Source organism: Nitrospirillum amazonense (genome assembly GCF_029594735.1).
Taxonomy (GTDB): Bacteria; Pseudomonadota; Alphaproteobacteria; order Azospirillales; family Azospirillaceae; genus Nitrospirillum; species Nitrospirillum amazonense.
The window spans coordinates 1,447,867-1,471,578 of record NZ_JARPAF010000004.1 but is presented as its reverse complement, the minus strand read 5'-3'; the positions used below and the strand labels follow the sequence as shown (position 1 = coordinate 1,471,578).

General features: G+C 68.8%; 20 protein-coding genes. 10 read left to right on the top strand and 10 right to left on the bottom strand.

Annotation, left to right across the window (positions count from 1 at the left end):
• From P5F91_RS27225 to P5F91_RS27205, 5 genes are read left to right on the top strand one after another with little or no spacing between them, the layout of a single operon-like run.
• A complete protein-coding gene (locus P5F91_RS27225) occupies positions 1-615 on the top strand; it encodes a GspMb/PilO family protein (protein WP_277908789.1) in 615 nt (204 codons plus the stop codon).
• A complete protein-coding gene (locus tag P5F91_RS27220; RefSeq protein ID WP_277908788.1) occupies positions 593-1,393 on the top strand; it encodes a hypothetical protein in 801 nt (266 codons plus the stop codon). The genes P5F91_RS27225 and P5F91_RS27220 overlap by 23 nt, the downstream gene beginning before the upstream one ends.
• The gene (gene gspD, locus P5F91_RS27215; RefSeq protein ID WP_277908787.1) at positions 1,390-3,696 is read left to right on the top strand and encodes a type II secretion system secretin GspD; all 2,307 of its coding nucleotides are present in this window, start codon (positions 1,390-1,392) and stop codon (positions 3,694-3,696) included. The genes P5F91_RS27220 and gspD overlap by 4 nt, the downstream gene beginning before the upstream one ends.
• A 23-nt stretch (positions 3,697-3,719) precedes the next feature.
• Positions 3,720-4,565 carry a hypothetical protein gene (locus P5F91_RS27210; RefSeq protein ID WP_145610309.1) on the top strand — a complete coding sequence of 282 codons (846 nt, stop codon included), beginning with the start codon at positions 3,720-3,722 and terminating at the stop codon, positions 4,563-4,565.
• Positions 4,565-5,332 (top strand): prepilin peptidase, encoded by a 768-nt coding sequence (locus tag P5F91_RS27205; RefSeq protein WP_277908786.1) that lies wholly within the window; start codon positions 4,565-4,567, stop codon positions 5,330-5,332. Before P5F91_RS27210 ends, P5F91_RS27205 begins: the two co-directional genes overlap by 1 nt.
• A gap of 3 nt (positions 5,333-5,335) precedes the next feature.
• Here the strand turns inward: P5F91_RS27205 and P5F91_RS27200 are convergent, their stop codons facing one another.
• From P5F91_RS27200 to P5F91_RS27185, 4 genes are read right to left on the bottom strand one after another with little or no spacing between them, the layout of a single operon-like run.
• A complete protein-coding gene (locus P5F91_RS27200; RefSeq protein ID WP_277908785.1) occupies positions 5,336-5,713 on the bottom strand; it encodes a hypothetical protein in 378 nt (125 codons plus the stop codon).
• 29 nt (positions 5,714-5,742) lie between these two features.
• Positions 5,743-6,486, bottom strand: coding sequence for a permease prefix domain 1-containing protein (locus tag P5F91_RS27195; RefSeq protein ID WP_145610306.1), 744 nt, complete (start codon positions 6,484-6,486; stop codon positions 5,743-5,745).
• Positions 6,479-6,817, bottom strand: a complete 339-nt coding sequence (locus P5F91_RS27190; RefSeq protein ID WP_145610305.1) for a PadR family transcriptional regulator — start codon at positions 6,815-6,817, stop codon at positions 6,479-6,481. Before P5F91_RS27190 ends, P5F91_RS27195 begins: the two co-directional genes overlap by 8 nt.
• Positions 6,818-6,832: 15 nt before the next feature.
• On the bottom strand, positions 6,833-7,582 hold the full coding sequence (locus P5F91_RS27185; protein ID WP_277908784.1) for a hypothetical protein: 750 nt from the start codon (positions 7,580-7,582) through the stop codon (positions 6,833-6,835).
• A gap of 312 nt (positions 7,583-7,894) precedes the next feature.
• Between P5F91_RS27185 and P5F91_RS27180 the strand changes: the two genes are divergently transcribed.
• The 3 genes from P5F91_RS27180 to P5F91_RS27170 all read left to right on the top strand — a co-directional run bounded on the left by P5F91_RS27180 (position 7,895) and on the right by P5F91_RS27170 (position 11,386).
• On the top strand, positions 7,895-9,472 hold the full coding sequence (locus P5F91_RS27180) for an aldehyde dehydrogenase (NADP(+)) (RefSeq protein WP_277908783.1): 1,578 nt from the start codon (positions 7,895-7,897) through the stop codon (positions 9,470-9,472).
• A 71-nt stretch (positions 9,473-9,543) separates the two neighbouring features.
• Positions 9,544-10,470, top strand: coding sequence for a Gfo/Idh/MocA family protein (locus P5F91_RS27175; protein ID WP_145610302.1), 927 nt, complete (start codon positions 9,544-9,546; stop codon positions 10,468-10,470).
• A 421-nt stretch (positions 10,471-10,891) separates the two neighbouring features.
• Positions 10,892-11,386, top strand: a complete 495-nt coding sequence (locus tag P5F91_RS27170) for a YybH family protein (RefSeq protein ID WP_145610301.1) — start codon at positions 10,892-10,894, stop codon at positions 11,384-11,386.
• Positions 11,387-11,688: 302 nt separating this feature from the next.
• Here the strand turns inward: P5F91_RS27170 and P5F91_RS27165 are convergent, their stop codons facing one another.
• From P5F91_RS27165 to ytfQ, 6 genes are read right to left on the bottom strand one after another with little or no spacing between them, the layout of a single operon-like run.
• On the bottom strand, positions 11,689-13,497 hold the full coding sequence (locus P5F91_RS27165) for an IlvD/Edd family dehydratase (protein ID WP_277908782.1): 1,809 nt from the start codon (positions 13,495-13,497) through the stop codon (positions 11,689-11,691).
• Between the two features lie 56 nt (positions 13,498-13,553).
• Positions 13,554-14,288: a FadR/GntR family transcriptional regulator gene (locus tag P5F91_RS27160; protein WP_145610299.1), complete on the bottom strand. Its 735-nt coding sequence runs from the start codon at positions 14,286-14,288 to the stop codon at positions 13,554-13,556.
• A gap of 9 nt (positions 14,289-14,297) precedes the next feature.
• Positions 14,298-15,368 (bottom strand): galactofuranose ABC transporter, permease protein YjfF, encoded by a 1,071-nt coding sequence (gene yjfF / locus P5F91_RS27155; protein ID WP_277908948.1) that lies wholly within the window; start codon positions 15,366-15,368, stop codon positions 14,298-14,300.
• On the bottom strand, positions 15,368-16,381 hold the full coding sequence (locus P5F91_RS27150; protein WP_277908781.1) for an ABC transporter permease: 1,014 nt from the start codon (positions 16,379-16,381) through the stop codon (positions 15,368-15,370). Before P5F91_RS27150 ends, yjfF begins: the two co-directional genes overlap by 1 nt.
• Positions 16,378-17,910, bottom strand: coding sequence for a sugar ABC transporter ATP-binding protein (locus tag P5F91_RS27145; RefSeq protein WP_277908780.1), 1,533 nt, complete (start codon positions 17,908-17,910; stop codon positions 16,378-16,380). The genes P5F91_RS27150 and P5F91_RS27145 overlap by 4 nt, the downstream gene beginning before the upstream one ends.
• Positions 17,910-18,923: a galactofuranose ABC transporter, galactofuranose-binding protein YtfQ gene (gene ytfQ / locus P5F91_RS27140; protein WP_277908779.1), complete on the bottom strand. Its 1,014-nt coding sequence runs from the start codon at positions 18,921-18,923 to the stop codon at positions 17,910-17,912. Before ytfQ ends, P5F91_RS27145 begins: the two co-directional genes overlap by 1 nt.
• Before the next feature lie 276 nt (positions 18,924-19,199).
• Here ytfQ and araD1 point away from each other — a divergent pair, with 276 nt between their 5' ends.
• On the top strand, positions 19,200-20,195 hold the full coding sequence (gene araD1 / locus P5F91_RS27135; RefSeq protein ID WP_277908778.1) for an AraD1 family protein: 996 nt from the start codon (positions 19,200-19,202) through the stop codon (positions 20,193-20,195).
• Between the two features lie 419 nt (positions 20,196-20,614).
• The gene (locus tag P5F91_RS27130; RefSeq protein ID WP_277908777.1) at positions 20,615-23,554 is read left to right on the top strand and encodes a TonB-dependent receptor domain-containing protein; all 2,940 of its coding nucleotides are present in this window, start codon (positions 20,615-20,617) and stop codon (positions 23,552-23,554) included.
• Positions 23,555-23,712: the final 158 nt, after the last annotated feature.

Genomic DNA, 23,712 nt, shown 5'->3' with positions numbered 1-23,712 from the left:
ATGGCCGCCGCCCCCCGCCCCGTGTTTGTGCTGGCCATCGCCCTGTGCCTGCTGGCGCTGCCCCCCTACCTCTACCTGGCGCCCCTGGTGGATGGGGTGCAGGAGGCCGCCACCCGCCGCGTTGCCCGTCTGGACCAGTTGGAAAGCGCCCGCGTCCTGCTGACCCAGCGCGATGATCTCAGCCGCCGGGCGGCCCTGTTCGACCAGGCGTTGGGGGCACACACTCTGCTGCGCAGGGGCGTGGACGTGGCGGCGGTGCAGGCCGATGCCGAAGGTGACATTCGCGGCGCCCTGCGGCAGGCCGGCGTCACCGTCCGCACCCTGACGGCGCGATCGGACGCGGGCCGCGGCGCCTACCGCCGCATCCACCTGTCCGTGGCGGCGGAGGGGGACGCCGTGGCCGTGACCAACGCCGTGGCGGCGCTGGACGGCGTGCGCCCCCGCCTGCTGCTGCGATCCGTGCATGTGCATGCCGACGCGGCGGAACCGGCGGCAGCCGGGCCCAGTTTCGGCCGGGCCGCGCATGGCCCCGCGCCGGGCCCCGTGCCGGGCGAAGACCGCCCCGTGACCCTGGAGCTGGAGATCGACGTCTATGCCGACCTGGCCGCCTCTTGACCGGCCCGCGGTGATGCTGGCGACGGCCGGCCTGGCGATTGGTGCCGGCCTGGCACTGGCGGTGGCCGTCGATGCGTCGGACCAGCCGTTGCGTGTGCGCGCACCGCTGCCGGCGGTTCCGGCACTGGCCGGCCCGACCGCCATGGGCCTCTCCGCCGAGCCGGGGGAGGCGGCGCGCCGCCCCCTGTTCACGCCCGACCGGCGCCCCCCCCTGAAGGGAGGGGGGGCGGTGGCGCCGGATGGGCCGGACCTGCAGGTGACGGGCGTCGTTACCGGCGCGGCGGGCGGGGCCGCCACCGGCCTGGACCGCAAGACGCAAAAGCCATTCAGCGTGCGCCTGGGTGATGACCTTCAGGGCTGGACGGTGGAGGCGATCGGCCGCGCCACCCTGCGCCTGCGCCGGGGGGCGGCCGTGCGCGACTATCCCCTGGTCCTGCCACCGCCGCCCACGCCAGGCGTCCCCATCGTGCCCGCGGCGACGCCTGCGCCCACACCGTCTCCTGTCACGAGTGCTCCCGGTGGAGGAGCGCGTCCGCCGAGCGCATCTCTGCCCGCTGCGCCCTCCGCCCCCGGTGCACCCTCGGCCACCGGCACGCCGCCGCCATCCGGTGTGGTGCCGGGGCCGACGGCGCCCTCGGCCAAGCCTTCCGGGGCGCCGCCGCCGGCGACCGGCTCCGCCGCCAATCCGCCGCCGCCCGATCCCCAGCAGCTGGATGCCCAGCCCAGCCATCCGCCCTCCCGGCCCCCTTCTGACAGTACGCCCAGGCAGCAGCCATGAACCCAGTCCGACCCAGTGCTCCGCCCCGCCTGCTGCTCGCCGCGTGCCTGGCCTTGTTCGGCTGTTCGGAAACCACCGTGACGCGCGGGCCAGGCACGCCCTTGCCGTCCTCGCCGCCCGCGGCCACCGCCCCGGTCAGCAGCGTCATCGGCCCCAATGCCCCGCCGCCGCGCGTGCCGGCGCAGACCGTGACCGGCACCGGGCAGCTGGTGCGCCAGACCCGGCCGGTTTCGGGCGTGACCCCGGCCGGCGCGGACGCGGGTGAGCCGGTGGAGATGAACTTCGTCAACGCCGATGTCCGTTCCGTGCTCGACGCCGTCCTGGGCGGCATGCTGGGCTTGAATTACACCATCGATCCCAAGGTGCAGGGCCAGGTGACCATCCGCACCACCCGGCCGCTGGTGCGGGGGCAGGCGCTGGCGGCGGTGGACGCGGCCCTGCGCACCCAGGGCTTCGCCATCATCGGCGGCGACGGTTTCTACCAGGTAGTGCCGGCGGCCGACGCCGCCGGCCAGGCGCCGGTGCAGACCACCTCGGCGGCGGAGCGCACGGCGGGCTTCAGCACCGCCATCGTGCCTATCCGCCATGTCTCGGTGGCGGAACTGGACAAGATCGTCCACCCCCTGACCCGCCAGGGCTTCATCCAGCTGGCGGACGCCGGCCGTAACATCTTCATCGTCAACGGCACGGCGCATGAGATCGAGTCCTTCACCCAGCTTGTGGCCAGCTTCGATGTCGACTGGCTGGCCGGCCTGTCCTTCTCCCTCCACACCCTGCAGTCGGTGGAGCCGGCCCGGCTGGAGGCGGAGTTGCGCCGCGTGCTGCAACTGGACGGGGGGCCCTTGCAGGGCATGATCGACTTCGTGCCCATCAACCGGCTGAACGCCCTGCTGGTGGTGGCCAAGCGGCCAGAGTTGCTGCCCACCGTGGGCACCTGGATCGACCGGCTGGACCGGCCCGGCCCCGACGGTGGCAAGGTGGTGCACTTCTATGAGGTGCAGAACGGATCCGCCGTGGAGTTGGCCAACGCCCTGAACCGGTTGGTGGGCCGTGCCGGCGCCGAGCAGCAGCAGGCGGAGCAGCAGGGCCGGGGCCGTGCCGGCGGCCGGTCCACGACGACGACCACGGCGATAGCCGCCAGCCGGGGCGGGCTGTCCACCGGCGCCAGCACCAGCCCGCCCAGCGGCAGTGCCGCCACCGGCGCCTCCGGTTCCGCCGCCAGCGCGCCGCCCAGCCCCGTGGCCAGCGGGGCCACCCTGCCGGCCAGCGGTGGCGGCGAGGGTGGGGGGGAAGAGGACGGGCTGTCGGAACTGAAGGGCGTGCGCGTCGTGGCGGATGAGCGGCGCAACGCCCTGCTGATCTTCGGCTCCGGCGCGCAGTACGCCCTGCTGGAACAGGTGCTGACCCGCCTGGACGCGCCGCGCGAGCAGGTGCTGATCGAGGCGACGATCGCCGAGGTGACGCTGAACGACCAGCTGAACTTCGGCGTCCAGTGGTTCCTGGACCGGGGCAGCAGCACAGCGGGCTTTTCCAACACCAACGGCGCCACCGTGGGGGCCAGCTACCCCAACTTCAACTACACCTTCCTGACCCCCAATACCCGGGTGGTGCTGAACGCCCTGTCCAGCGTCACCGACGTGCAGGTGCTGTCGGCGCCCCGCCTGATGGTGCTGAACAACGAGACGGCGCGCCTGCAGGTGGGTGACGAGGTGCCGGTGGTGGTGCAGTCGGCCACCAGCACGCTGACCAGCGACAGCGCCGTGGTGAACTCAGTCGAATATCACGACACCGGCGTGATCCTGGAAGTGACGCCGCGCATCAACCGCAGCGGCGCCGTGGTGCTGGACGTGAACCAGGAGGTCAGCACCGTCACCAACACCACCACGTCCGGCATCGACAGCCCCACCATTCAGCAGCGCAAGATCACCAGCGTGGTGAACGTGCAGGATGGGGAGACGGTGGCCCTGGGCGGCCTGATCAGCGACACCTCCAGCCGCAACGGCGCCGGCATCCCCTACCTTCGCGACATCCCGGTGCTGGGCAAGCTGTTCGGCACCGACGGCCATACCAAGGGCCGGACCGAGCTGCTGGTCTTCCTGCGCCCGGTCATCGTGCGCGACGCCACCCGGGCGCGCGAGGTGACGGACGCCCTGCGCGCCAGCATGAGCCGCCTGGAAATCTTCGCCGGCGCCACCGGTGGCACGCCGGTACCGCCGCCGGCCGTGGTGCCGCCGCCGGTACAGACCATGCCCTTGCCGGCCACGCCGCCGTCCTACGAGCCGGCGGCGCCCATGGGGCGATGATGGCCGGGGGCGGGCCTAGGGGAGTGGGCTCCAGCAGGGACGGCTATGCCCTGCTGCTGGTCCTGTTCCTGCTGGCCATGGCCACGGCGGTGGGCCTGGTCGTCATGGGCAATGGCCTGTCGGCGCGCAAGCTGGCGCGCGTCGCCTCCATCGCGGCGGGGCAGGACCAGCGGGCGGCGGCCGCAACCTGGGTGGCGCTGGACGCCCTGCTGGCGCGGGGGGATGCCGACATCCCGCCGCCCCGGCGGCTGGTGCTGGACGGCCAGGCGCTGACCGTCATCGTGGCGCCGGAAACCGGCCGCATCGACCTCAACGGCCTGTCGCGCAAGGCGCTGGCCCAGGCCATCCACACCCTGGGCTTTTCGGAAGGCCAGGCGCTGAAGGCGGCCGATGCCATCGCCGCCTGGCGCGGCATGGATCCCCCGGGCGCCAGCGGCCTGGACCTGACCATCGATCCCGTGCGCGCCCTCTGGTCGCTTGAGGACCTGGATGCCATCCCGGGCCTGGATCCGGACGTCGCCGCCTGCCTTCGCCGCTGGGGCACGGTTTATGCCCGGGGCCCGTTCCGTGGCTTGGCGCCGCTGGTGCGCCGCCCTGGCGCGAAGCCGGCGGCGGGGGAGGGGCGGGGCGAGGGGCCGCTGGGCCTGGTCGCCGGCGGCATGGTGCGGGTGACGGTGGCGGAGGAGGGGCGGCCGCAGGTACGGCGCAGCGTGCTGCTGTATCGCGGCGTGGGCCGGCAGTCGGCCGGTTCCGGCACGGAGGCCGAGTCTCCCTGGCTTACGCTGGAATGGCAGCGCCCCGTCCTGGCCGGCCGCGACGCCTGCGCCGTGACGGATCGTCTGGGGACCGACCGGGGCGGGGTTCCCTGATGGGCGCGGCGGAAGACGTCCTGTGGACGGCACTCTCCCTCATGGCAGCCGCCCTGCTGGGCCTGGTGGCCGGCAGCTTCGCCATGGCGCTGGCCTGGCGCCTGCCGCGCGACGAGCCTTGGGTGACGGGACGGTCGCGCTGTCCCGCCTGCGGCACGCCGCTGGCGCCCTCGGCCCTGGTGCCGGTCTTCTCCTGGCTGGCGCTGGGGGGGCGGGCGCGCTGCTGCGGCGCCCCCATCCCGGTGGCCTATCCGGTGGGGGAGGCGTTGGCCGCGCTGGCCTTCATGGTGGCGGTGGCGCGCCTGGATTGGGGGCCGGAGACGGCGGCCCTGTGCCTGCTGGCCACCCTGCTGTTGGCCAGCGCCGTCATCGACCTGCGCCACCGCATCCTGCCCGATGGCCTGACCCTGGCGGCGGCCCTGTTGGGCCTGGGGTGCAGCCTGGCGGGTTGGACCGTGGCGCCGTTGCCGGGCCTGGCGGCGGCCGTCCTCGTCGCCCTGCCATTGCTGGCGGTGCGCTGGGCTCTCAGCCGGCGCTTGCGTCGGGTGGCGCTGGGCCTGGGGGATGTGAAGCTGTTCGCGGCCGCCGCCTGGTGGGTCGGCCCGGCCGGCATGCCCTGGCTGGTGCTTCTTTCCGCCGGCCTAGGCCTGGCGTTCTATCCGATCTGGTGGCTGGCCCGGCGGCATCAGGGGCGGGAGTGGACCGAAATGCCCTTCGGTCCCGCCATCGCGCTGGCCTTCTACGCGCTGGCCTGCTTCAGCCTGTGATCGTCACTTGTCGCCGGTATAGGCGGCTCGGCATTCGCCCACGTTGGCGCAGTTCAGGGACTGGGCGCCCGCAACGGTGCCGGTGTTCGCGGTGTTGTTGCGGGTCAGGCGGTCGCCCCGGCTGACCGGCGGCGGCTCAGGGGCGTAGATGCCTTTCAGCCGGCCGTATTCCTCATCATGGAAGGCCTTCACTTCTTCCGGCGAGGGCAGGAAGCTGGGGGTGACGATGATATCCTCGCCCATGGTCGCGTCTTGGCCCGGGTTCGTCGCCGGCCCGGCGGCCACCGGGGCGCCGCTCTGCGCCCGGGCCGCACCCGGCGACAGGGCGGCCGCCAGGATCAGCGCGAGCCAGCCCGCGCTTGTGATCGATCGCAATGTCATGATCAGCCCCCTTGGGTCAGCTAGGTATCTCAGCTTCGTATCAAGGCGTCGTCGTCCCCGCCGCACTCCGCCACGGCCTTCTGCCAGAAATGCCAGGCGATATAGGGCGCCAGGGTCAGCAGCAGGTTGATGGCGATGTGGCGCAGACAGTCGTTCAGGCCGGGCCAGGGCGTGGCCAAGGCGAAGCGGATTTCCAGTTCCATGATGCCGTGCGGATCGGCGGGCCGGATGAAGTCCAGGGTGCCGCTGCCGCCGATGATGCCCACGATCAGCATGGCGACGCTGGGCCACAGCGCCGCCATGCGCTGGCGGGTGGCCATCCAGGCGAAGACGGCCGCCAGGGCCAGGGGCAGGACCAGGCCGTGAACATAGGTGATGGTGGCGAAGGCGCTGTCGAACCAGTCGGGCAGCACGGGCCGGGCGTCCGGCGTGGGGCGATGCGTTTCCACGATGGCGGCGACGGCGGCGATGGCCAGCCCGTATGTCATCGCCACGCCCAGCATCGACCCCAGGCCGTAGACCGCCCAGGGTGCCCGGGCGCCCCAGGACCGGAAATCGCCGCGCGCCACCATCGCGCGGACTAGGTCGTCGGCCGTGCCCAGGCGGGCCAGGGCGCGGCTGTGCGCCTCCTCCGGCGCCAGGCCGGCGGCCAGTTCCTCGTCCGCCAGGTCGGCGGCGTGGTCGCGCAGTTCCGCGACATAGCGGCGGGCATGGCGGGGGGCGATGCCGGCGGTCAGCAGCCGGTGGCGCAGGGGGCCGAACATCTCAGGCATGTTGCACCCCGACCAAAATGGACTGGATGGCGCCGGTCAGGCGCGACCAGTTGCCGGCCAGGTCGTCCAGGCGCTGGGCGCCGGCGGCGGTCAGGGCGTAATAGACGCGGCTGCGGCCATTGACCGTCTTGCGGCTTGAGGACAGGGCGCCGTCGCGTTCCAGCGCATGCAGCACCGGATAGATCACGCCCTCGCCCAGGGCGATGGCGTCGCGGCTGCGCTCCCGGATGGCCTGGACCAATTCATAGCCGTACATCTCCTTCTCCCGCACCAGGCGCAGGATCAGCAGCTCGGGCACGCCGCTCATGAAGTTGGAATTGTTCTCTGCCATGGGACGTCTCTTGTCTCAGGTCTCGATCAGGTGACCATGCTCCGGGCCGCCGGGGCTTTGGGGGACGGCCTTGCGCCAGATGTGCCAGGCCAGATAGGGCACCAGGGTCAGCAGCAGGATCGCGGCGATGTGCCTGAGTGCCATGTCCAGGTTCACGTAGGGGCAGATGAAGGACCAGCCGACCACCAGCTCGACATAACCATCCGGCACCTTGGGCAACTGCACCTCCGCCACACCAGCGCCGCCGACGATCCCGACGATCAGCAGCGCCACGCTGGGCCACAGGGCCGGCATGCGCTGGCGTGTGGCCATCCAGGCGAGGGCGCCGCCGACCAGCAGCGGCAGGATCAGGTTGTGCAGATAGCCCAGGGTCATGGTCGCGGCACCGAACCAAGGGGGTAGTATCGGATGGGCGCCGGGGGCGGGGCGATGCGCCACCAGGATGCCGACGATGGCGCCCAAGGCTAGGCCATAGGTGGCCAGGACGCCCAGCAACGGGGCGACGCCATATACCGCCCACGGCGCGCGGGCGCCCCAGGATCGGAATTCACCGCTCTGCAGCAGGGCCTGGGCCAAGACCTCTTGCCCGCCCAGGCGCTTGAGCGCCAGCGCCTGCGCCTCCCGCAAGGGCAGGCCCGCGGCCATCTCCTCCGCCGTCAGGTCGGCCGCATGCTCCCGCAGTTCCATGACGTAGCGGCGCGCATGGCGGGGGGCGACACCGGCCATCAGCAGGCGTTCACGCAGGGCGTGGAACAGGTCGGACATGCGCGTCTCCGGGGGCGAGGAGCGACGGCACGCCCAGGCGCCGGTCAATACCTTGCAGCGCGAGGTATAATGCCTTGCGCCACAAGGTATGGCAAGAGCCATCCGCCATGGCTGCCCCGCCATTGCATGTTACCGGTATCAGGCCTACATTCCCGATCGCGACCGTTGATGCCGCACGCCCTCGAATGGCCCAGCTAAAAGGCACGTCCACCGGGGAAGTGTGGATTTATCGTACAAATTTGGCTAACAAGGGGCGGCGCCCCGGCAACAGGCCACCCGTCGGGGGGGCCACCAGAGGGATAGGAACACCAGATGTCTTTGCACGGTAAGCTGCTGATCGGCAGTGCCCGCGTCGCCACCGACGCCACCTTCACCGCCATCGATCCCGCCACCAACGGGGCTCTGGACACCGCCTTCGCTCAGGGTGGCCCCGACCATGTGGCCCAGGCCTGCGCGCTGGCTTGGGAGGCCTTCGACACCTTCCGTGAAACCAGCCTGGAAGTGCGGGCCAGCCTGCTGGAAAAGATCGCCGACAACATCCTGGCCCTGGGCGACGCCCTGCTGGAGCGTGTCGGCCAGGAAAGCGGCCTGCCGCGCGCCCGCCTGGAAGGCGAGCGGGGCCGCACCATGGGTCAGCTGCGCCTGTTCGCCAGCGTGGTGCGCCAGGGTGATTGGCTGGGCGTGCGCGTGGACCCGGCCATGCCGGAGCGCAAGCCGCTGCCCCGCGCCGACCTGCGCCTGCGCCACATCCCGGTGGGCCCGGTCGCCGTGTTCGGCGCCAGCAACTTCCCCTTGGCCTTCTCCGTGGCCGGTGGCGACACCGCCTCGGCCCTGGCCGCCGGCTGCCCGGTGGTGGTGAAGGGCCATCCCGCCCACCCCGGCGCCAGCGAGATGGTGGGTGAGGCCATCGCCGCCGCCGTCAAGGAACTGGGCCTGCCCGAGGGCGTGTTCAGCCTGCTGAGCGGCACCACCAACGAGTTGGGCGGCGCCCTGGTCGCCGACCCGCGCATCAAGGCCGTGGGTTTCACCGGCTCCCGCGCCGGCGGTCTGGCCCTGGTGCGCATTGCCCAGAGCCGTCCGGAGCCCATCCCCGTTTATGCGGAGATGAGCAGCATCAACCCGGTGCTGCTGATGCCCGCCGCCCTGAAGGCGCGTGCCGAGGCCCTGGGCCAGGCTTTCGTCGGTTCCCTGACCATGGGTGCCGGCCAGTTCTGCACCAACCCCGGCCTCATCATCGCCGTCGAGAGCCCCGACCTGGAGCGTTTCATCGCCGCCGCCACCGAGGCGATCGGCAAGACCACGCCCTTGGTCATGCTGACCCCCGGCATCGCCAAAGCCTACAAGCAGGGCGTGAAGGCCCTGGCCGACAGCCCCAGCACCACCATCCTGGCCCAGGCGGCCGAGGGCGAGGGCAACACCTGCTCCGGCGTGCTGTTCAGCGTGACGGCGGCCGACTTCGTGGCCGACCCGGCCCTGGCGCACGAGGTCTTCGGCTCGTCCTCCGTCATCGTCCGCTGCCCGGACATCGACGCGGTGAAGGCGGTGCTAGAAGGCCTGGAAGGCCAGCTGACCGCCACGCTGCACCTGGATGAGGCGGACTATGACGCCGCCGCCACCCTGCTGCCCACGCTGGAACGCCGTGTGGGCCGCATCCTGGCCAACGCCTGGCCGACGGGTGTCGAGGTTTGCCATTCCATGGTGCACGGCGGCCCGTACCCGGCCACCTCCGACTCCCGCACCACCTCGGTGGGCACGCTGGCCATCGACCGCTTCCTGCGCCCGGTCTGCTACCAGGACCTGCCGGATGCGCTGCTGCCGGCGGCGGTGAAGCATGGTAATCCGCTGGGCCTGAACCGCCGCGTCGACGGCGTGGTGCAGCCCGGCAAGTAAGTCGCCACGGGGGGCGGGCCGGAAACGCGGCCCGCCCCTTTTTTATAAAAATCAGGGGAGCTCAAGAGCGCATGTCACCGATCAAGATCGGCCTGGTGGGCGTGGGCAAGATCGCCCGCGACCAGCACCTGCCCGTCATCGCCGCCAATTCGGATTATGACCTGGTGGCGGTGGCCAGCCGCAATGCCACGCTGGACGGCGTGGACAGCTACGGCAGCCTGGACGCCCTGCTGGACGCCCGGCCGGAGATCGAGGCCGTCGCCCTCTGCACCCCGCCGCAGGGCCGCCATGCCCTGGCCCGCCACGCGCTGGAGCGTGGCGTCCATGTGCTGCTGGAAAAGCCGCCGGGGGCCACCCTGGCCGAGGTGCACGACCTGGTTGGCCTGGCCAAGGAAAAGGGTCTGGCCCTGCTGGCCACCTGGCATTCCCGGTACGCCCCGGCGGTGGAACCTGCCCGCGCCTGGCTGGCGGGCCGCACGCTGAAATCGGTGTCGGTGTCGTGGAAGGAAGACGTGCGCCATTGGCACCCGGGCCAGGAGTGGATCTGGCAGCCGGGTGGCCTGGGCGTGTTTGATCCCGGCATCAACGCCCTGTCCATCATCACCCACATACTGCCGCGTGCCCTGGTGCTGAAGGCCGCCACGCTGGAATTCCCGGCCAACCGCCAGGCCCCCATCGCGGCCCAGCTGGACTTCCAGGACCTGTCCGGCGTGCCGGTGCGGGCGGAGTTCGACTGGCGCCAGACCGGCCCCCAGAGCTGGGACATCGTGGTGGAGACCACGGATGGTACCCTGGCGCTGAACCGTGGCGGTGCCGCCATGAGCATCGACGGCGTCGCCCATCTGGAAGAACCGGAGGCGGAATACGCCAACCTCTACGCCCTGTTCAGCCGCCTGGTGCGCGACCGCCAGGTGGATGTGGACCTGGCCCCGCTCAGCCATGTGGCCGATGCCTTCCTGTGCGGTCACCGCGTGCTGGTGGAAGAGTTCCACGACTAAGCCCGACTGCTGCGGTTCCAGGGTCCGAGAAAGCCGGCAGCGCCCCCGCCGGCTTTTCATTGGTGTGAAAGCGCTTGGAGGGAACGGTGGAGCCATCCACGACTTCTGGAAGGTGTCGGGAATATCCATGACATCTACGATCCAGATGAATGCGAGAACCGTCGTGCTGTCGGTAGCTATGGCACGGTCTTTCCGACCTATGACGCTGATCTTTTTCAGCCGTCTTCGCTCAAGGTCGTAATGATCGCCAGCGCTCATACTTCGGACGATAAGCTCCCGCCGGCGATGTGGGGGTTCCACACTTTGCCCAGAACTGGTGACAGGCCGGCAGCAACGGCGTAGCCTCATGCATGGCGGGTAGGGCGTCCCTCCAGCGGCTAGCCGCTAGGATCAAGTGCGGTGCCATGAAGAGCGGGGCCTCATGAGCAATCAGCCAGCACAGTTGTCAAATCTAGTTTGCGGGTTCGCGAAACGAATCGTGGTAATATGCGGATTATTGACTCTAAATTCCGCCGCAATGGCTGAAGAGAACTGTGCAGGTGCTAATATATTGAGCGCTGACTGGGCATCAGATTGGAGCGATAAAAATCTGGAAAGTGTGTTGGCGTTGTATTCGTCAGATGCGATATTTCTGCCGAGCTCGCATGAGCGCTGGGCTGGTCTTACGGAAATTCGTCAAAACTTCGCCGCCCTACAGGAAAAATTTGCACCTGACATTCATCTGAAGAGCCTTGTCTGCGAAGCCTCCGGTGATCTCGCTTACGATAGTGGGCAATACGAAGAAGTATTACTGCCAATAAAAGGTGGGCCGGTGATGCACTTCAGTGGTGATTACCTTTTCATCTTTCGGCGCGAAGCATCTGTGTGGAAAATTCTAGAGCAAACTTTCACGGTCTACGATCCGAAGAATCTGTAATTTCATGAGCGGCTCCTGGCTTTAACAAAAAAGGTGATCGCCTCTTTTGATAAAGGGATTGCGCTCGCTGAACAGAACGGCAGTGCCAATCCGGAAACATTGCGCAAGCGTCTCGCACGGCTGTCGTCGCAGGAGGTTCAAAGATAGCTAGCGCAATCGCGTCGCCATCAGCCTCCTGCCGGATCTGTCCTTCAATCCGGGGCTCGCGGCGGAATACAACCGCTTCTGCGGACTTCGCCATCCCCAATGGGGGAAAAGGCGGCGGCGCTTTCCGGCACCGCCGCCTTGTTCCTGTCCGCGCCTCAGTGGTTGTCGCGCGGGATGCCGTTGGTCTGGGCCACGCGCTGATACTTCACCGCCGGCTCCAGCACGGCGCCGTCGCCCAGCTGGCCGACCATGCCGCGCTGGATTTCCTGCCACGGCGTCTGGCTGGCGGGGTACTGGTAGCCGCCGGCGGCCTCCAGGGTCTGGCGGCGGGCCGCCAGTTCGGCGTCGCTGATCAGGATGTTGGCGGTGCCGGCCCTAAGGTCGATGCGCACCCGGTCGCCCGTGCGCAGCAGGGCGATGGTGCCGCCGGCCGCCGCCTCCGGCGAGGCGTTCAGGATGGAGGGGGAGCCGGAGGTGCCGGACTGCCGGCCGTCGCCGATGCAGGGCAGGGCGGTAATGCCCTGCTTGATCAGGTAAGCGGGCGGCCGCATGTTCACCACCTCGGCGGCACCCGGGTAACCCACCGGGCCGGCGCCGCGCATGAACAGCAGGGTATGGGCGTCGATGCCCAGGGCCGGGTCGTCGATGCGGTGGTGGTAATCCTCCGGCCCGTCGAACACCACGGCCCGGCCCTCGAAGGCGTCCGGGTCGTCGGGGTTGGACAGGTAGCGGTCGCGGAACTCATCCGAGATCACGCTGGTCTTCATGATGGCGTTGTCGAACAGGTTGCCGCGCAGCACCAGGAAGCCGGCATCCTTCTTCAAGGGCTGGCCGAAGGGACGGATGACGTCGGGCAGCTTGATCTCGGCATCGCGGCAATTGTCGCCGATGGTCTTGCCGTTGGCGGTCAGCGCGCCTTCGTGGATCAGGCCCTGCTTCATCAGTTCCGCCACCACGGCCGGCACGCCACCGGCGTGGTGATAATCCTCACCCAGGTATTCGCCCGCCGGCTGCAGGTTCACCAGCAGCGGCACCTTGTGGCCATGGGTCTGCCAATCCTGAAGTTCCAGGTCCACGCCGATGTGCCGGGCGATGGCCGCCAGATGGATGGGGGCGTTGGTGGAACCGCCGATGGCGGAGTTCACCACGATGGCGTTCAGGAAGGCCTCGCGCGTCATGATGTCCGACGGCTTCAGGTCCTCGTTCACCATTTCGACAATGCGCTTGCCGGTCTCATAGGCGATCTGCTGGCGCTCGCGGTAGGGGGCGGGGATGGCGGCGGAGCCCGGCAGCTGCATGCCCAGCACCTCAGCCAGGCTGTTCATGGTCGTGGCCGTGCCCATGGTGTTGCAATAACCGGTGGAGGGGGCGGAGCTGGCCACCAGCTCGATGAACTTGCGCTGGTCGATCTCGCCAGCCGCCAGCATCTGGCGGGCCTTCCACACGATGGTGCCGGAGCCGGTGCGCTCGCCATTGTGCCAGCCGTTCAGCATGGGGCCGACGGACAGGGCGATGGCCGGGATGTTGACCGTGGCGGCGGCCATCAGGCAGGCGGGCGTGGTCTTGTCACAGCCGATGGTCAGCACGACGCCGTCCAGCGGGTAGCCGTGCAGCAGTTCCACCAGGCCCAGGTAGGCCAGGTTGCGATCCAGGCCGGCCGTGGGACGCTTGCCGGTTTCCTGGATGGGATGGACGGGGAATTCGATGGCGATGCCGCCGGCTTGGCGGATGCCCTCGCGCAGGCGCTGGGCCAGCACCAGGTGGTGACGGTTGCAGGGGCTGAGGTCCGACCCCGTCTGGGCGATGCCGATGATGGGCATGCCCGACTGCAGCTCATCCAGGGTCAGGCCGTAGTTCAGGTAGCGCTCGAGATACAGCGCCGTCATGTCCGGGTTGTCGGGGTTGTCGAACCAGGCGCGGGACCGCAGTTTGGGCTTGCCGTTGGAAGGATCGGACGACGTCATTGCAGGGCTTTCTTCAGGAATGCGGTCAAGGCGTTGAATGGGAAGGCGGGGGAACTTCAGGCGGCGTCGGGGTCGGGCAGGTCCAGCCGGCCGAACCCGGAATCGATGACGGCCAGCATGGCGTGCGCGGCGGCCGCGCTGTCGCCCGCCTCGATGGCGTCGGCGATGGCGGCGTGGCTGTCGACCACCTCCTGCTGCAGGACGGTTTCATCCACGGGGGACGAGAGCGAGAACGAGGCCAGCAGCGCCGCCTCGATCACCGCCGCCAGCGACCGCATCATGGGGTTGCCTGAGGCGGCGCTGACCGCGACGTGGAAGGCCAGGTCCGCTTCCGCGAAGCTGCGCCGGTTGTGTCCGGGCTCCGCCATGCGGGCGACGGCGCGGCGCATGTCGGCCAGCTGTTCGGGTGTGCGGCGCTTGGCCGCCAGGGCGGCGGCCCGCGGCTCCACCGCGCTGCGCATCTCATAAAGGTGGCGGCGCATGGCGTCGTCCAGGCCCAAGCTGACGCGCCACGACAGCAGGTCGGCATCGAAGAAGTTCCAATGCGTCGGATCCTGCACCTTGGTGCCCACCCGCGTCTTGGAAACGACCAAGCCCTTGGCCGCCAGGGTTTTCATCACCTCCCGCAACACCGTGCGCGAGATCTGGAAGCGGACCAGCAGGTCCGGCTCCGGCGGCAGGTTCACGCCCACGGGCAGGGCGCCGCTCAGGATCTCCATGCCCAGGGTGCGCACGATCTGTTCATGGTGCGACAGGGGGCGTTCAGGCGATGACCAGGTCGAGAGGGTCATGGGCGCGGCTCAGCTGGCGGACGGCGCGGCGGCGCCGGAGGAGGGACGGGAAGCGGGGGCCGACGTGGCCTGATTGGGCGTGTTGGGCGCGGCGGGACCTGCCCCCGACCGGCCATACCGGGCGGAGGCCACCAAAATCAAGCGTTGTACGGCGATGAACAGGAAGAGCAGGGCCCCGATGGCGATTTTGGTCCACCAGCTGGACAGCGTGCCGTCGAAGGTGATCCAGGTCAGGATCAGCCCCTGGATCAGCACGCCGATGAAAGAGCCGGCCACGCCACCCACGCCGCCGGTCAGCAGCGTGCCGCCGATGACCACCGCCGCGATGGCGTCCAGCTCCACCCCGGTGCCCGTCAGGGCATAGCCGGACCGGGTGTAGAGGGAGAAGACGATGCCGGCCAGCGCCGCCATCAGACTGCAGAAGGCATGCACCAGGATCGTGGTGCGCCCGGTGTTGATGCCCATCAACTGGGCGAAATGGCCGTTGCCGCCCAGCGCGAACACCCGCGCGCCGAAGCGTGTGCCGTGCAGCAGGATACCCCCGGCCAGGAAGGTCAGCAGCATGATGCCGGCCACCAGCGTCAGCCGGCCGCCCCCGGGCAGGGTCAGGGCTGCGGCTGCGAGGGTGTCGTAGGCGGCGTTGTGGATGGGGATGGAATCGGTGCTGATCAGCAGGGCGCAGCCCCGGGCGAGGAACATGGCCGTCAGGGTGACGATGAAGGCCGGCGCCTTCAGGTAATGGATGGCGGCACCCACGCCGGCGCCGAACAGGCCACCCAGCGCCAGCACCAGGGCGAAGGCCAGCGCCGGGGGCAGGCCGGCGCCCTCGATCAGGCGGGCCAGCGCCACCGTGGTCAAGCCCATGACGGCGCCCACCGACAGGTCGATGCCGCCGGCCACCACCACCACGGTCATGCCGACCGCCAGGATGCCCAGAAAGGCGTTGTCTGTCAGCAGGTTGCCCATGACGCGCAGGCCCAGCATGGCCGGATATTGGGCGGCGCAGACGGCATAGATCAGGACGAAGACCACCACCGTCGCCAGCAGCGGCAGGGTGCGGGTGTTCATGAAACGGCCCATCACGCCTGGGCCTCCTTATTCTTGAAGCGCGCCAGCAGGGACTGGGCCAACGGCCGGAAGGCGGGCGATTGCTGGGTCAGCACGGCGGCGACCACCAGCGCCATCAGCACCAGGTTCAACTCCGGCGGCAGGCCCGCCCGCAGGATGGCGGTACGCATGGCCTGCAAGACCAGGGCGCCCAGGACGGAGCGGCCAATGCTGAACCGCCCGCCATACAGGCTGGTGCCACCGATGACGACGGCCAGGATGGCGTCCAGCTCCAGCCACAGGCCGGCGTTGTTGGCGTCGGCCCCCTTGATGTCGGCCGTGGCGATCAGGCCGGCCAGCGCCGCCATCAGACCGGACCAGACATAGACGGCGCCCAGCACCAGGCTGGTATGGACGCCGGCCAGGCGGCTTGAGCGCGGATTGGTGCCCACCGCCTCAACGAACAGCCCCAGCGCGGTCGCCCGCACCAGCAGGCCGGTAAGGCCCGCGGCGGCCAGGGCCAGCACCACCGGCAGGGGCAGCGCCGCCAGCGTCGCGCCGGCCACGGCGATCAGGTGCGGCTCGGTGAAGGTCAGGATGCGGCCCTCGGTGATCAGCTGGGCGATGCCGCGTCCGGCCACCATCAGGATCAGCGTGGCGACGATGGGCTGCAGGCGGAACACCGCGACCAGCAGCCCGTTCCACAGGCCGCAGACCAGGCCGGTGGCCAGCGCCGCCAGGATGGCCAGTGGCCAAGCGAGGCCGGCGTTCACGCCCGCCGCCGCGACGGCGCCGGATATCGCCATGATGACGCCCACCGACAGATCGATACCGCGCGTGGCGATGACCGGGGCCATGCCCACGGCCAGCAGCATGACGGGCGCCCCCCGGTTCAGGATGTCGATCAGGCCGCCGAACAGCCGCCCGTCCTGCAGGCGCAAGTCCAGGAAGCCCGGTGCCACGAAGACATTGACCAGCAGCGCCAGCACCAGCAGCGCCAGCTGTGGCCGCGCGGCTTTCAGGCGGATCAGAATAAAGGCGCTCATGCCGCACCTTGGGTGTGATGGTCCGCCGCGATGGCGTTGACGATGGCGGCGGGGGTGATGGAGTCCCCTTCCAGCAGGCCGGCGGGGGCGCGATCGCGCATGACCAGCACCCGGTCGGAGTAGGCGGCCACTTCCTCGATCTCGGACGAGATGACGTAGAGGGCCATGCCCCGGTCCCGCAGGTCCTCCAGCAGGCGCACGATTTCGGCATGGGCGCCCACGTCGATGCCGCGCGTGGGCTCATCCAGGATCAGCAGGCGGGGTTCGGTGGCCAGCCAGCGGGCCAGCAATGCCTTCTGCTGGTTGCCGCCCGACAGCAGCTGGATGGGCTTTTCCGCATCCGGTGTGCGGATGTCCAGCAGTTTGATGTAACGGTTGGCCAACTCATGCTGCTGCGCCGTGGACAGACGTCGCCACCAGCCGCGCTTGGCCTGCAGGGCCAGCACGATGTTTTCCCGGATGCTGAGGCCGGCGACGATGCCATCCAGCTTGCGATCCTCCGGGCAAAAGCCGAAACCCAGGCGGATGGCGTCGCGCGGGCTGCGCAGGGTGACGGCCTTGCCGTCGACCAGCAGCTGGCCCTGGTCGGCCGTCTCCACCCCGAACAGCAACAGGGCGGTTTCCGTGCGGCCGGAGCCCAGCAGCCCGGCGGCCCCCAGCACGGCGCCGGCGTGCAGCGCCGCGTCGAAAGCCCCCACCAAGCGGCGCCGGCCCAGGCCTTCCGCCCGCACCAGCGGGGCGCCGGCGGGGATGGCCGCGGCCGGGCGGCGGCTCAGGTGGCTTTCCGCCGTGGGTGTCTTGCCCAGCATCATGGCCACCAGGTCCAGGCGGGGCAGGTCGGCGGTCCGCCGCTCCCCCACCAACCGGCCGTTGCGCAGCACGGTGATGCGGTCGGTCAGGGCATAGACCTGGTCCAGGAAATGGGTGACGAAGACGATGGCCAGGCCCTGGTCGCGCAAGCTGCGCAGCAGGGTGAACAGGGTCTGCACCTCCGCCGTGTCCAGGCTGGCGGTGGGTTCGTCCAGGATCAGCACCTTGGCCGACAGGTCCACCGCCCGGGCGATGGCGATCAGCTGCTGCACGGCGGTGGAAAAGTCGGACAACGGCCGGCTGGCGTCGATGGTGAGGCCGAAGCGGCGCAGCAGGGCCGCACCCTCCCGGTTCATGCGCGACCGGTGCACCAGGCCCCAGCGCGTCGGCTCCCGCCCCAGATACAGGTTCTGCGCCACCGACAGGTTGGGCAGCAGCGTGATCTCCTGATAGACGGCGGCGATGCCGGCCTTCACCGCCCCGCCGGGGCCGTCCGGATCGATCTCCACGCCGTCCACGGTGATGGTGCCGCCGTCACGCGGCTGGGCGCCCGTCAGCAGGTTGATCAGCGTTGACTTGCCGGCGCCGTTCTCCCCCAGCAGGGCGTGGATTTCGCCCGCCCGCAGGGTCAGGTCCACGCCGTCCAGGGCGCGCACGCCGGGATACTGCCGGGTCAGGCCCCGGGCCGCCAGCACCACCGGGGGTGGGGTGACCGCCATCAGTACAGGTCCTTGCGACGGGCGTATTCAGCGGCGGCGGTGTCGGGCTCATACAGCTTGGACGGCGTCTGCACCCACTTGGGCGGCGGGGCGTGGTCCTTGCGGTAGGCCAGCAGGATGTCGTAGGCGCGCGGCGCCATGTCCGGGGCCAGTTCCACGGTGGCGTTGGCATCGCCATCGGCCATGGCCTTGAAGATATCGGGCACACCGTCGATGGACACGGTCAGGATGTCGGTACCCGGCTTCAGGCCCGCCTCCTTGATGGCCTGGATGGCGCCGATCATCATGTCGTCGTTGTGGGCATAGACGGCGCAGATGCTGCCCGGCGCCTCGGCCTTCAGGAAGCCCTCCATGACCTCCTTGCCCTTGGCGCGGGTGAACTCGCCCGACTGGGTGCGCACCAGGTGCAGGTTGGGGGCGGTCGCGATGGCCTCCTCGAAGCCCTTCTTGCGGTTGGCCACCAGGCTGGCGCCCACCGTGCCCTGGATTTCCACGATGCGGCAATCGCGGCCCTGCACCTTGCCCGCCAGCCAGCGGCCGGCCACGCGCCCCTCCTCGATGGTGTCCGAGGTGACAGCCGTCAGGTAGAGGTCGACGTTGGGTGTGTCGATCTGCCGGTCCAGCAGGATGACGGGGATGTTGGCGGCCTTGGCCTCGCCCAGCACCTCATCCCAACCGCTGGAGACCACGGGGGCCAGCAGGATGGCGTCCACGCCCTGCGCGATGAAGGAACGCACGGCCTTGATCTGGTTTTCCTGGCGCTGCTGCGCGTCGGAGAATTTCAGGGTGATGCCCCGCTGCTCCGCCCCCTGGCGGGCCAGCTTGGTCTCCGCGGCGCGCCAGCCGGATTCCGACCCGATCTGGGAAAAGCCCACCGTCAGGCCCTTCTTGTCGCCGCTGTCGCATCCGGCCGCCAGGCTGCCCAGCAGCACCGCCGTTCCGATACCCAGCATCCGACGCGCCAGACCCTGGCGAGAGATTTTCCGGCTTCCCAGCAGCGTTTTCATATCCATCCCTGTCTCATGTTCACCCCGTCGGGGCCGTCCGCCGACTATCCTTTCCAGGAGATGGCGGCCGTTTGTTATGGGTCATATGATATTATTTATGGGGGCTACTCAAGCCCCTTTGCATCCCCGAACGTCGTCCCCGTGTGACGAAGTCGCTTGCCCCCGAAAAGGGCTTGGACTAGACAGAAATAGTATTATTAAATGAGCACGTCCAGCCCTCTGGTGCCGTCATCCCGGCAGGGTGGACCACAGTCACGCAAAACAATCGTCAGGGAAACACCCATGGTCCTGCGTCTCCTCCAATATGTCGACGCCACGGGCGCCCGTGCCGTCGCCGCCCGCCACGATGATGGCCCGGCGCACACGGTGCCGGGCGTCGCCAGCATCTATGAGCTGGCGCAGCGGGCCATCGCCGGGGGCACGGGTTTTGCGGCGGTGGTCGAGGCGGCGGGCGTGGGCGGTGCCGTGGACCTGGCTGCCTTGGTGGCCGAGGGCCGCCTGTTGGCGCCGCTGGACCATCCCGATACCGCCCACCTGCTGGTCACCGGCACGGGCCTGACCCACCTTGGGTCGGCGGAGGGCCGGGACAAGATGCACAAGGATCTGGCCGATCCCGCCAAGCAGACCGATTCGATGCGCATGTTCCGCCTGGGGCTGGAGGGCGGCAAGCCGGCCGCAGGGCAGGTGGGGGCGCAGCCGGAATGGTTCTTCAAGGGGGACGGCAGCATCGTCACGGCGCCCGAGGCGCCGCTGGCCTCTCCCGCCTTCGCCCTGGACGGCGGGGAGGAGCCGGAGATCGTGGGCCTCTACGTCATCGGTCCCGACGGCACGCCTTTCCGCCTGGGCTACGCCTTGGGCAACGAGTTCTCCGACCACGTGACGGAGCGGCAGAACTATCTCTACCTGGCGCATTCCAAGCTGCGCCCCTGCTCCTTCGGGCCGGAACTGCTGGTGGGGCCGCTGCCGGCCGACATCCGGGGGACGACGCGCATCGTCCGCGATGGCCAGGTGGCGTGGGAGAAGCCCTTCCTGTCGGGTGAGGCCAACATGTGCCACAGCCTGGCCAACCTGGAACACCATCACTTCAAGTACGCCGGCTTCCGCCGCCCCGGCGATGCCCATGCGCATTATTTCGGCACCGCCACCCTGTCGTTCAGCGACGGCTTCACCACCCGGCCGGGCGACCGGTTCGAGGTGGAGGCCGCACCCTTCGGCCTGCCGCTGCGCAACCCGCTGACGGTGAAGGAAGCGGAAGCGGTGACCGTGACGGCGCTGTAGCCCGCGACTGCGGGTGCCGGAGATTTCTGGGGAGCCGAAGGCGGACTGGAAATCGAGCCAAGGCCACGGATGTGGCCGCCCGGCGCCTGAGGGGGCATTTGAGCGGTCACGATCAAATGCCGCACGTATAAGCGCCACGCCCGCGCACCGGCGCCCATCCTAAGTCGGATGGGTAATTTTTTACGGCGACACACCTGCAACCGCCCTCCCCGCCGGGGAGGGCGGTTTTCGGCGTTTGTCTGTCGCGACGCGACTTAACTATTTGAAGTAGCGCAAAGTTTGGTCGCCGCTGATGCGTCGGCGACACACTTTCGAATAAATCATACGATATACGATATAAGATATTTGACAGGTCCGTGGCATTTGCGGGACGGTTGTTCAGCGCGCACTAACGGGGGTGCGCGGTCTGGGAGATAAGAATGCAAAAGATTCATGCGAAGTCCGCCCCCGGGTCGGTGCTCCGCTCGGGCCGCGCGTCGGTCCTGGCGGCGGGGGCCGCCATGGTGGCATTGATGGCGGGTGGCCAGGCGCTGGCCCAGTCCGTCGATGACCTGCAGGAAATCGTCATCACCGGTTCGCGCATCAAGCAGGCGAACCTGACGACGGCCAGCCCCCTGACCACGGTGGGGTCGCAGGACCTGCAGTATCAGGGCACGACCAATATGGTGGACGCCCTGAACCGTCTGCCGCAGGTGACGGCGGACGCCAACGATAACGTGTCCAACGGCGCCGACGGCACGTCGCGCGTCAACCTGCGCAACCTGGGTTCCAACCGAAACCTGGTGCTGATCGACGGCCAGCGCATGCTGCCGCCGGAAACCGCCGACATCAACTTCATCCCCACCGCGATGGTGGACCGGGTGGATGTGGTCTCGGGCGGCGCCTCGGCGGTGTACGGTTCCGACGCCGTGTCGGGTGTCGTGAACTTCATCCTGCGCAAGAACCTGGATGGCGTGCGCGCCGACGTGCAGTACAGCATCGCGCAGCACGACAACGGCAACACCGCCCTGCGGTCCCTCAGCCAGGCCAAGAACTTCACCACCGCGCCCAGCGAGGTGTGGGACGGCATCAAGAAGGACATCAGCGTCGCCGCCGGCACCAACTTCGACGGCAAGAAGGGCAACGTCACGCTGTTCGCCGGCTATCACTATTCCATGCCGGTGACGCAGAATAAGCGTGACTATTCCAACTGCGACCTGAACCTGAAGGACGCCAACACCTTCATCTGCGGCGGCTCCAGCAACAACGCCTATGGCCTGTTCTATCCGCTATCGGGTCCCAACGCGAACACCACCCTGGTGAACGCCAAGGACGGCAGCAAGACCTGGGTGCCGTACAACAGCAGCTTCGCCTACAACTACACGCCTACCAACTACATCCAGCGCACCGACAAGCGCGAGACCGGCGGCCTGGCCGCCCACTATGAATTTGCCAAGGAAATCGAAGCCTACGGCAACTTCATGTACATGAACGACCACAGCTTCTCGCAGGCGGCACCGTCCGCGCTGTTCCAGGGCACGACGTTCAACATCAACTGCAACAACCCGCTGATGTCGTCGGCCCAGGCGTCCACGCTGTGCGGCGCCGACGCCGGCACCAACACCGATGCGCAGACCTTTATCGGTTACCGTCTGACCGGCCCCGGCAGCCAGCCGCGCCGTGACGACCTGCGCCATATCGATTACCGCTTCACCGGCGGCTTCCGCGGCGAGGTGTGGGACGGCTGGAGCTACGACGCCAACTTCCTGTGGTCCAAGGCCATCCTGAACGAGACCTACATGAACAACGTCGACAACACCAAGGCGCAGCGCGCCCTGGAGGTCGTCAACGTGAACGGCGTGCCCACCTGCAAGTCGGTGATCGACGGCACCGATCCGACCTGCGTGCCCATCAACGTCTTCCAGTACAACGGTATCAGCCAGGCCGGTTACAACTACCTCTATTCCCCCAGCCACACCCATGGCGCCCAGACGGAAAAGGTGGGCAGCCTGTCCATCAACGGCGATCTTGAGCAGTACGGGATCAAGAGCCCGTGGGCCAAGAAGGGGGCGGCCATCGCCCTGGGCTTCGAACACCGCGAGGAAACGCTGCTGTTCGAGGCGGACCAGGTGGCCCAGGCCAACGGCACCCTGCCGTCCCACGGCAGCATCAGCGTGGATGAAGGCTACGGCGAACTGCAGTTCCCCATCATCCAGGACAAGCCCCTGGTCGAGGAACTGCTGTTCAACACCGGCTACCGCTACTCCAAGTACGACTACCTGGACGGCGGCGTCAGCACCTACAAGTTCGAGCTGCAGTACGCCCCGGTCAGCGACGTCCGCTTCCGGGGCAGCTACAACCGCGCCGTCCGTGCCGCCAGCATCTCCGAACTGTTCGCGCCGACCACGCTGGGCAACGTCGCGGCGGTGGATCCCTGCTCCGGCTCCAGCCCGACGGCCTCGGCGGCCCAGTGCGCCCTGACCGGCGTCACCTCGGCCCAGTACGGCCACATCGCCGACTGCCCCTCGGCCGTCTGCGTCACCCAGGGCGGCGGCAACAGCGCGCTGAAGCCGGAAACGGCGGACACCTTCACCGCCGGCGTGGTGCTGACCCCGACCTTCATTCCCAACTTCTCCGCCACGCTGGACTACTACACCATCAAGGTTGACGGCTACATCTCGGCGCTGGACGCCCAGACGGTCATCAACCAGTGCGTCCAGACCGCCAATCCGTACTTCTGCGGCCTGTTCCACCGCGCCAAGGGCTCGGGCGTGCTGTTCGGCACCGACGGCTATATCATCGCCGGCAACCAGAACACCGGTCACCTGCAGACCTCGGGTGTCGACATCGACGTGTCCTACAAGCTGGCCTTGGAAGACGTCGTCAACCGCAACTGGGGCGACCTGGACTTCAACCTGACGGGCAGCGTGTTGCTGACCCGTGAGACCCAGCCGCTGCCCAGCCTGGGCACCTATGACTGCACCGGTCTGTTCGGGCCGACCTGCGGCCAGCCCAACCCGCGGTGGCGCCACCAGTTGCGCACCACCTGGTCCAGCCCGTGGGTCCCGGCCACGGTGTCCCTGAACTGGCGCTTCATCGGCCCGACGTCGCTGTCCAGCAACACGGCCAACGACTTCCTGGCCTCCGACTTTGTCGGCATCAACGCCAAGCTGCCGTCGTACAGCTACTTCGACCTGGCGATGACCTACAAGATGACCGACTACCTGTCGCTGCGCGCGGGTGTGAACAACATCCTCGATCGCGACCCGCCGGCCATTGCCTCCAGCCTGCTCAGCAGCTTCGGCAACGGCAACACCTATCCGGGTGTCTACGACCCGCTGGGCCGCACCATCTTCGTCGGTGCGACGGTGGAGTTCTAAGGCCTGGGCCTGGAACGGAGATATCCCCGCCCGGGTGGTCCCGGGCGGGGTTTTTTGTTGGAAAGCGGGCCTTCCGCGCCACAAAATGTCGTTTGAAACGGCTAGGGCAGTTAAGGTGTTGACGCCCGCGCTGATCGGTGTCCAAACAGCTTTCAGCC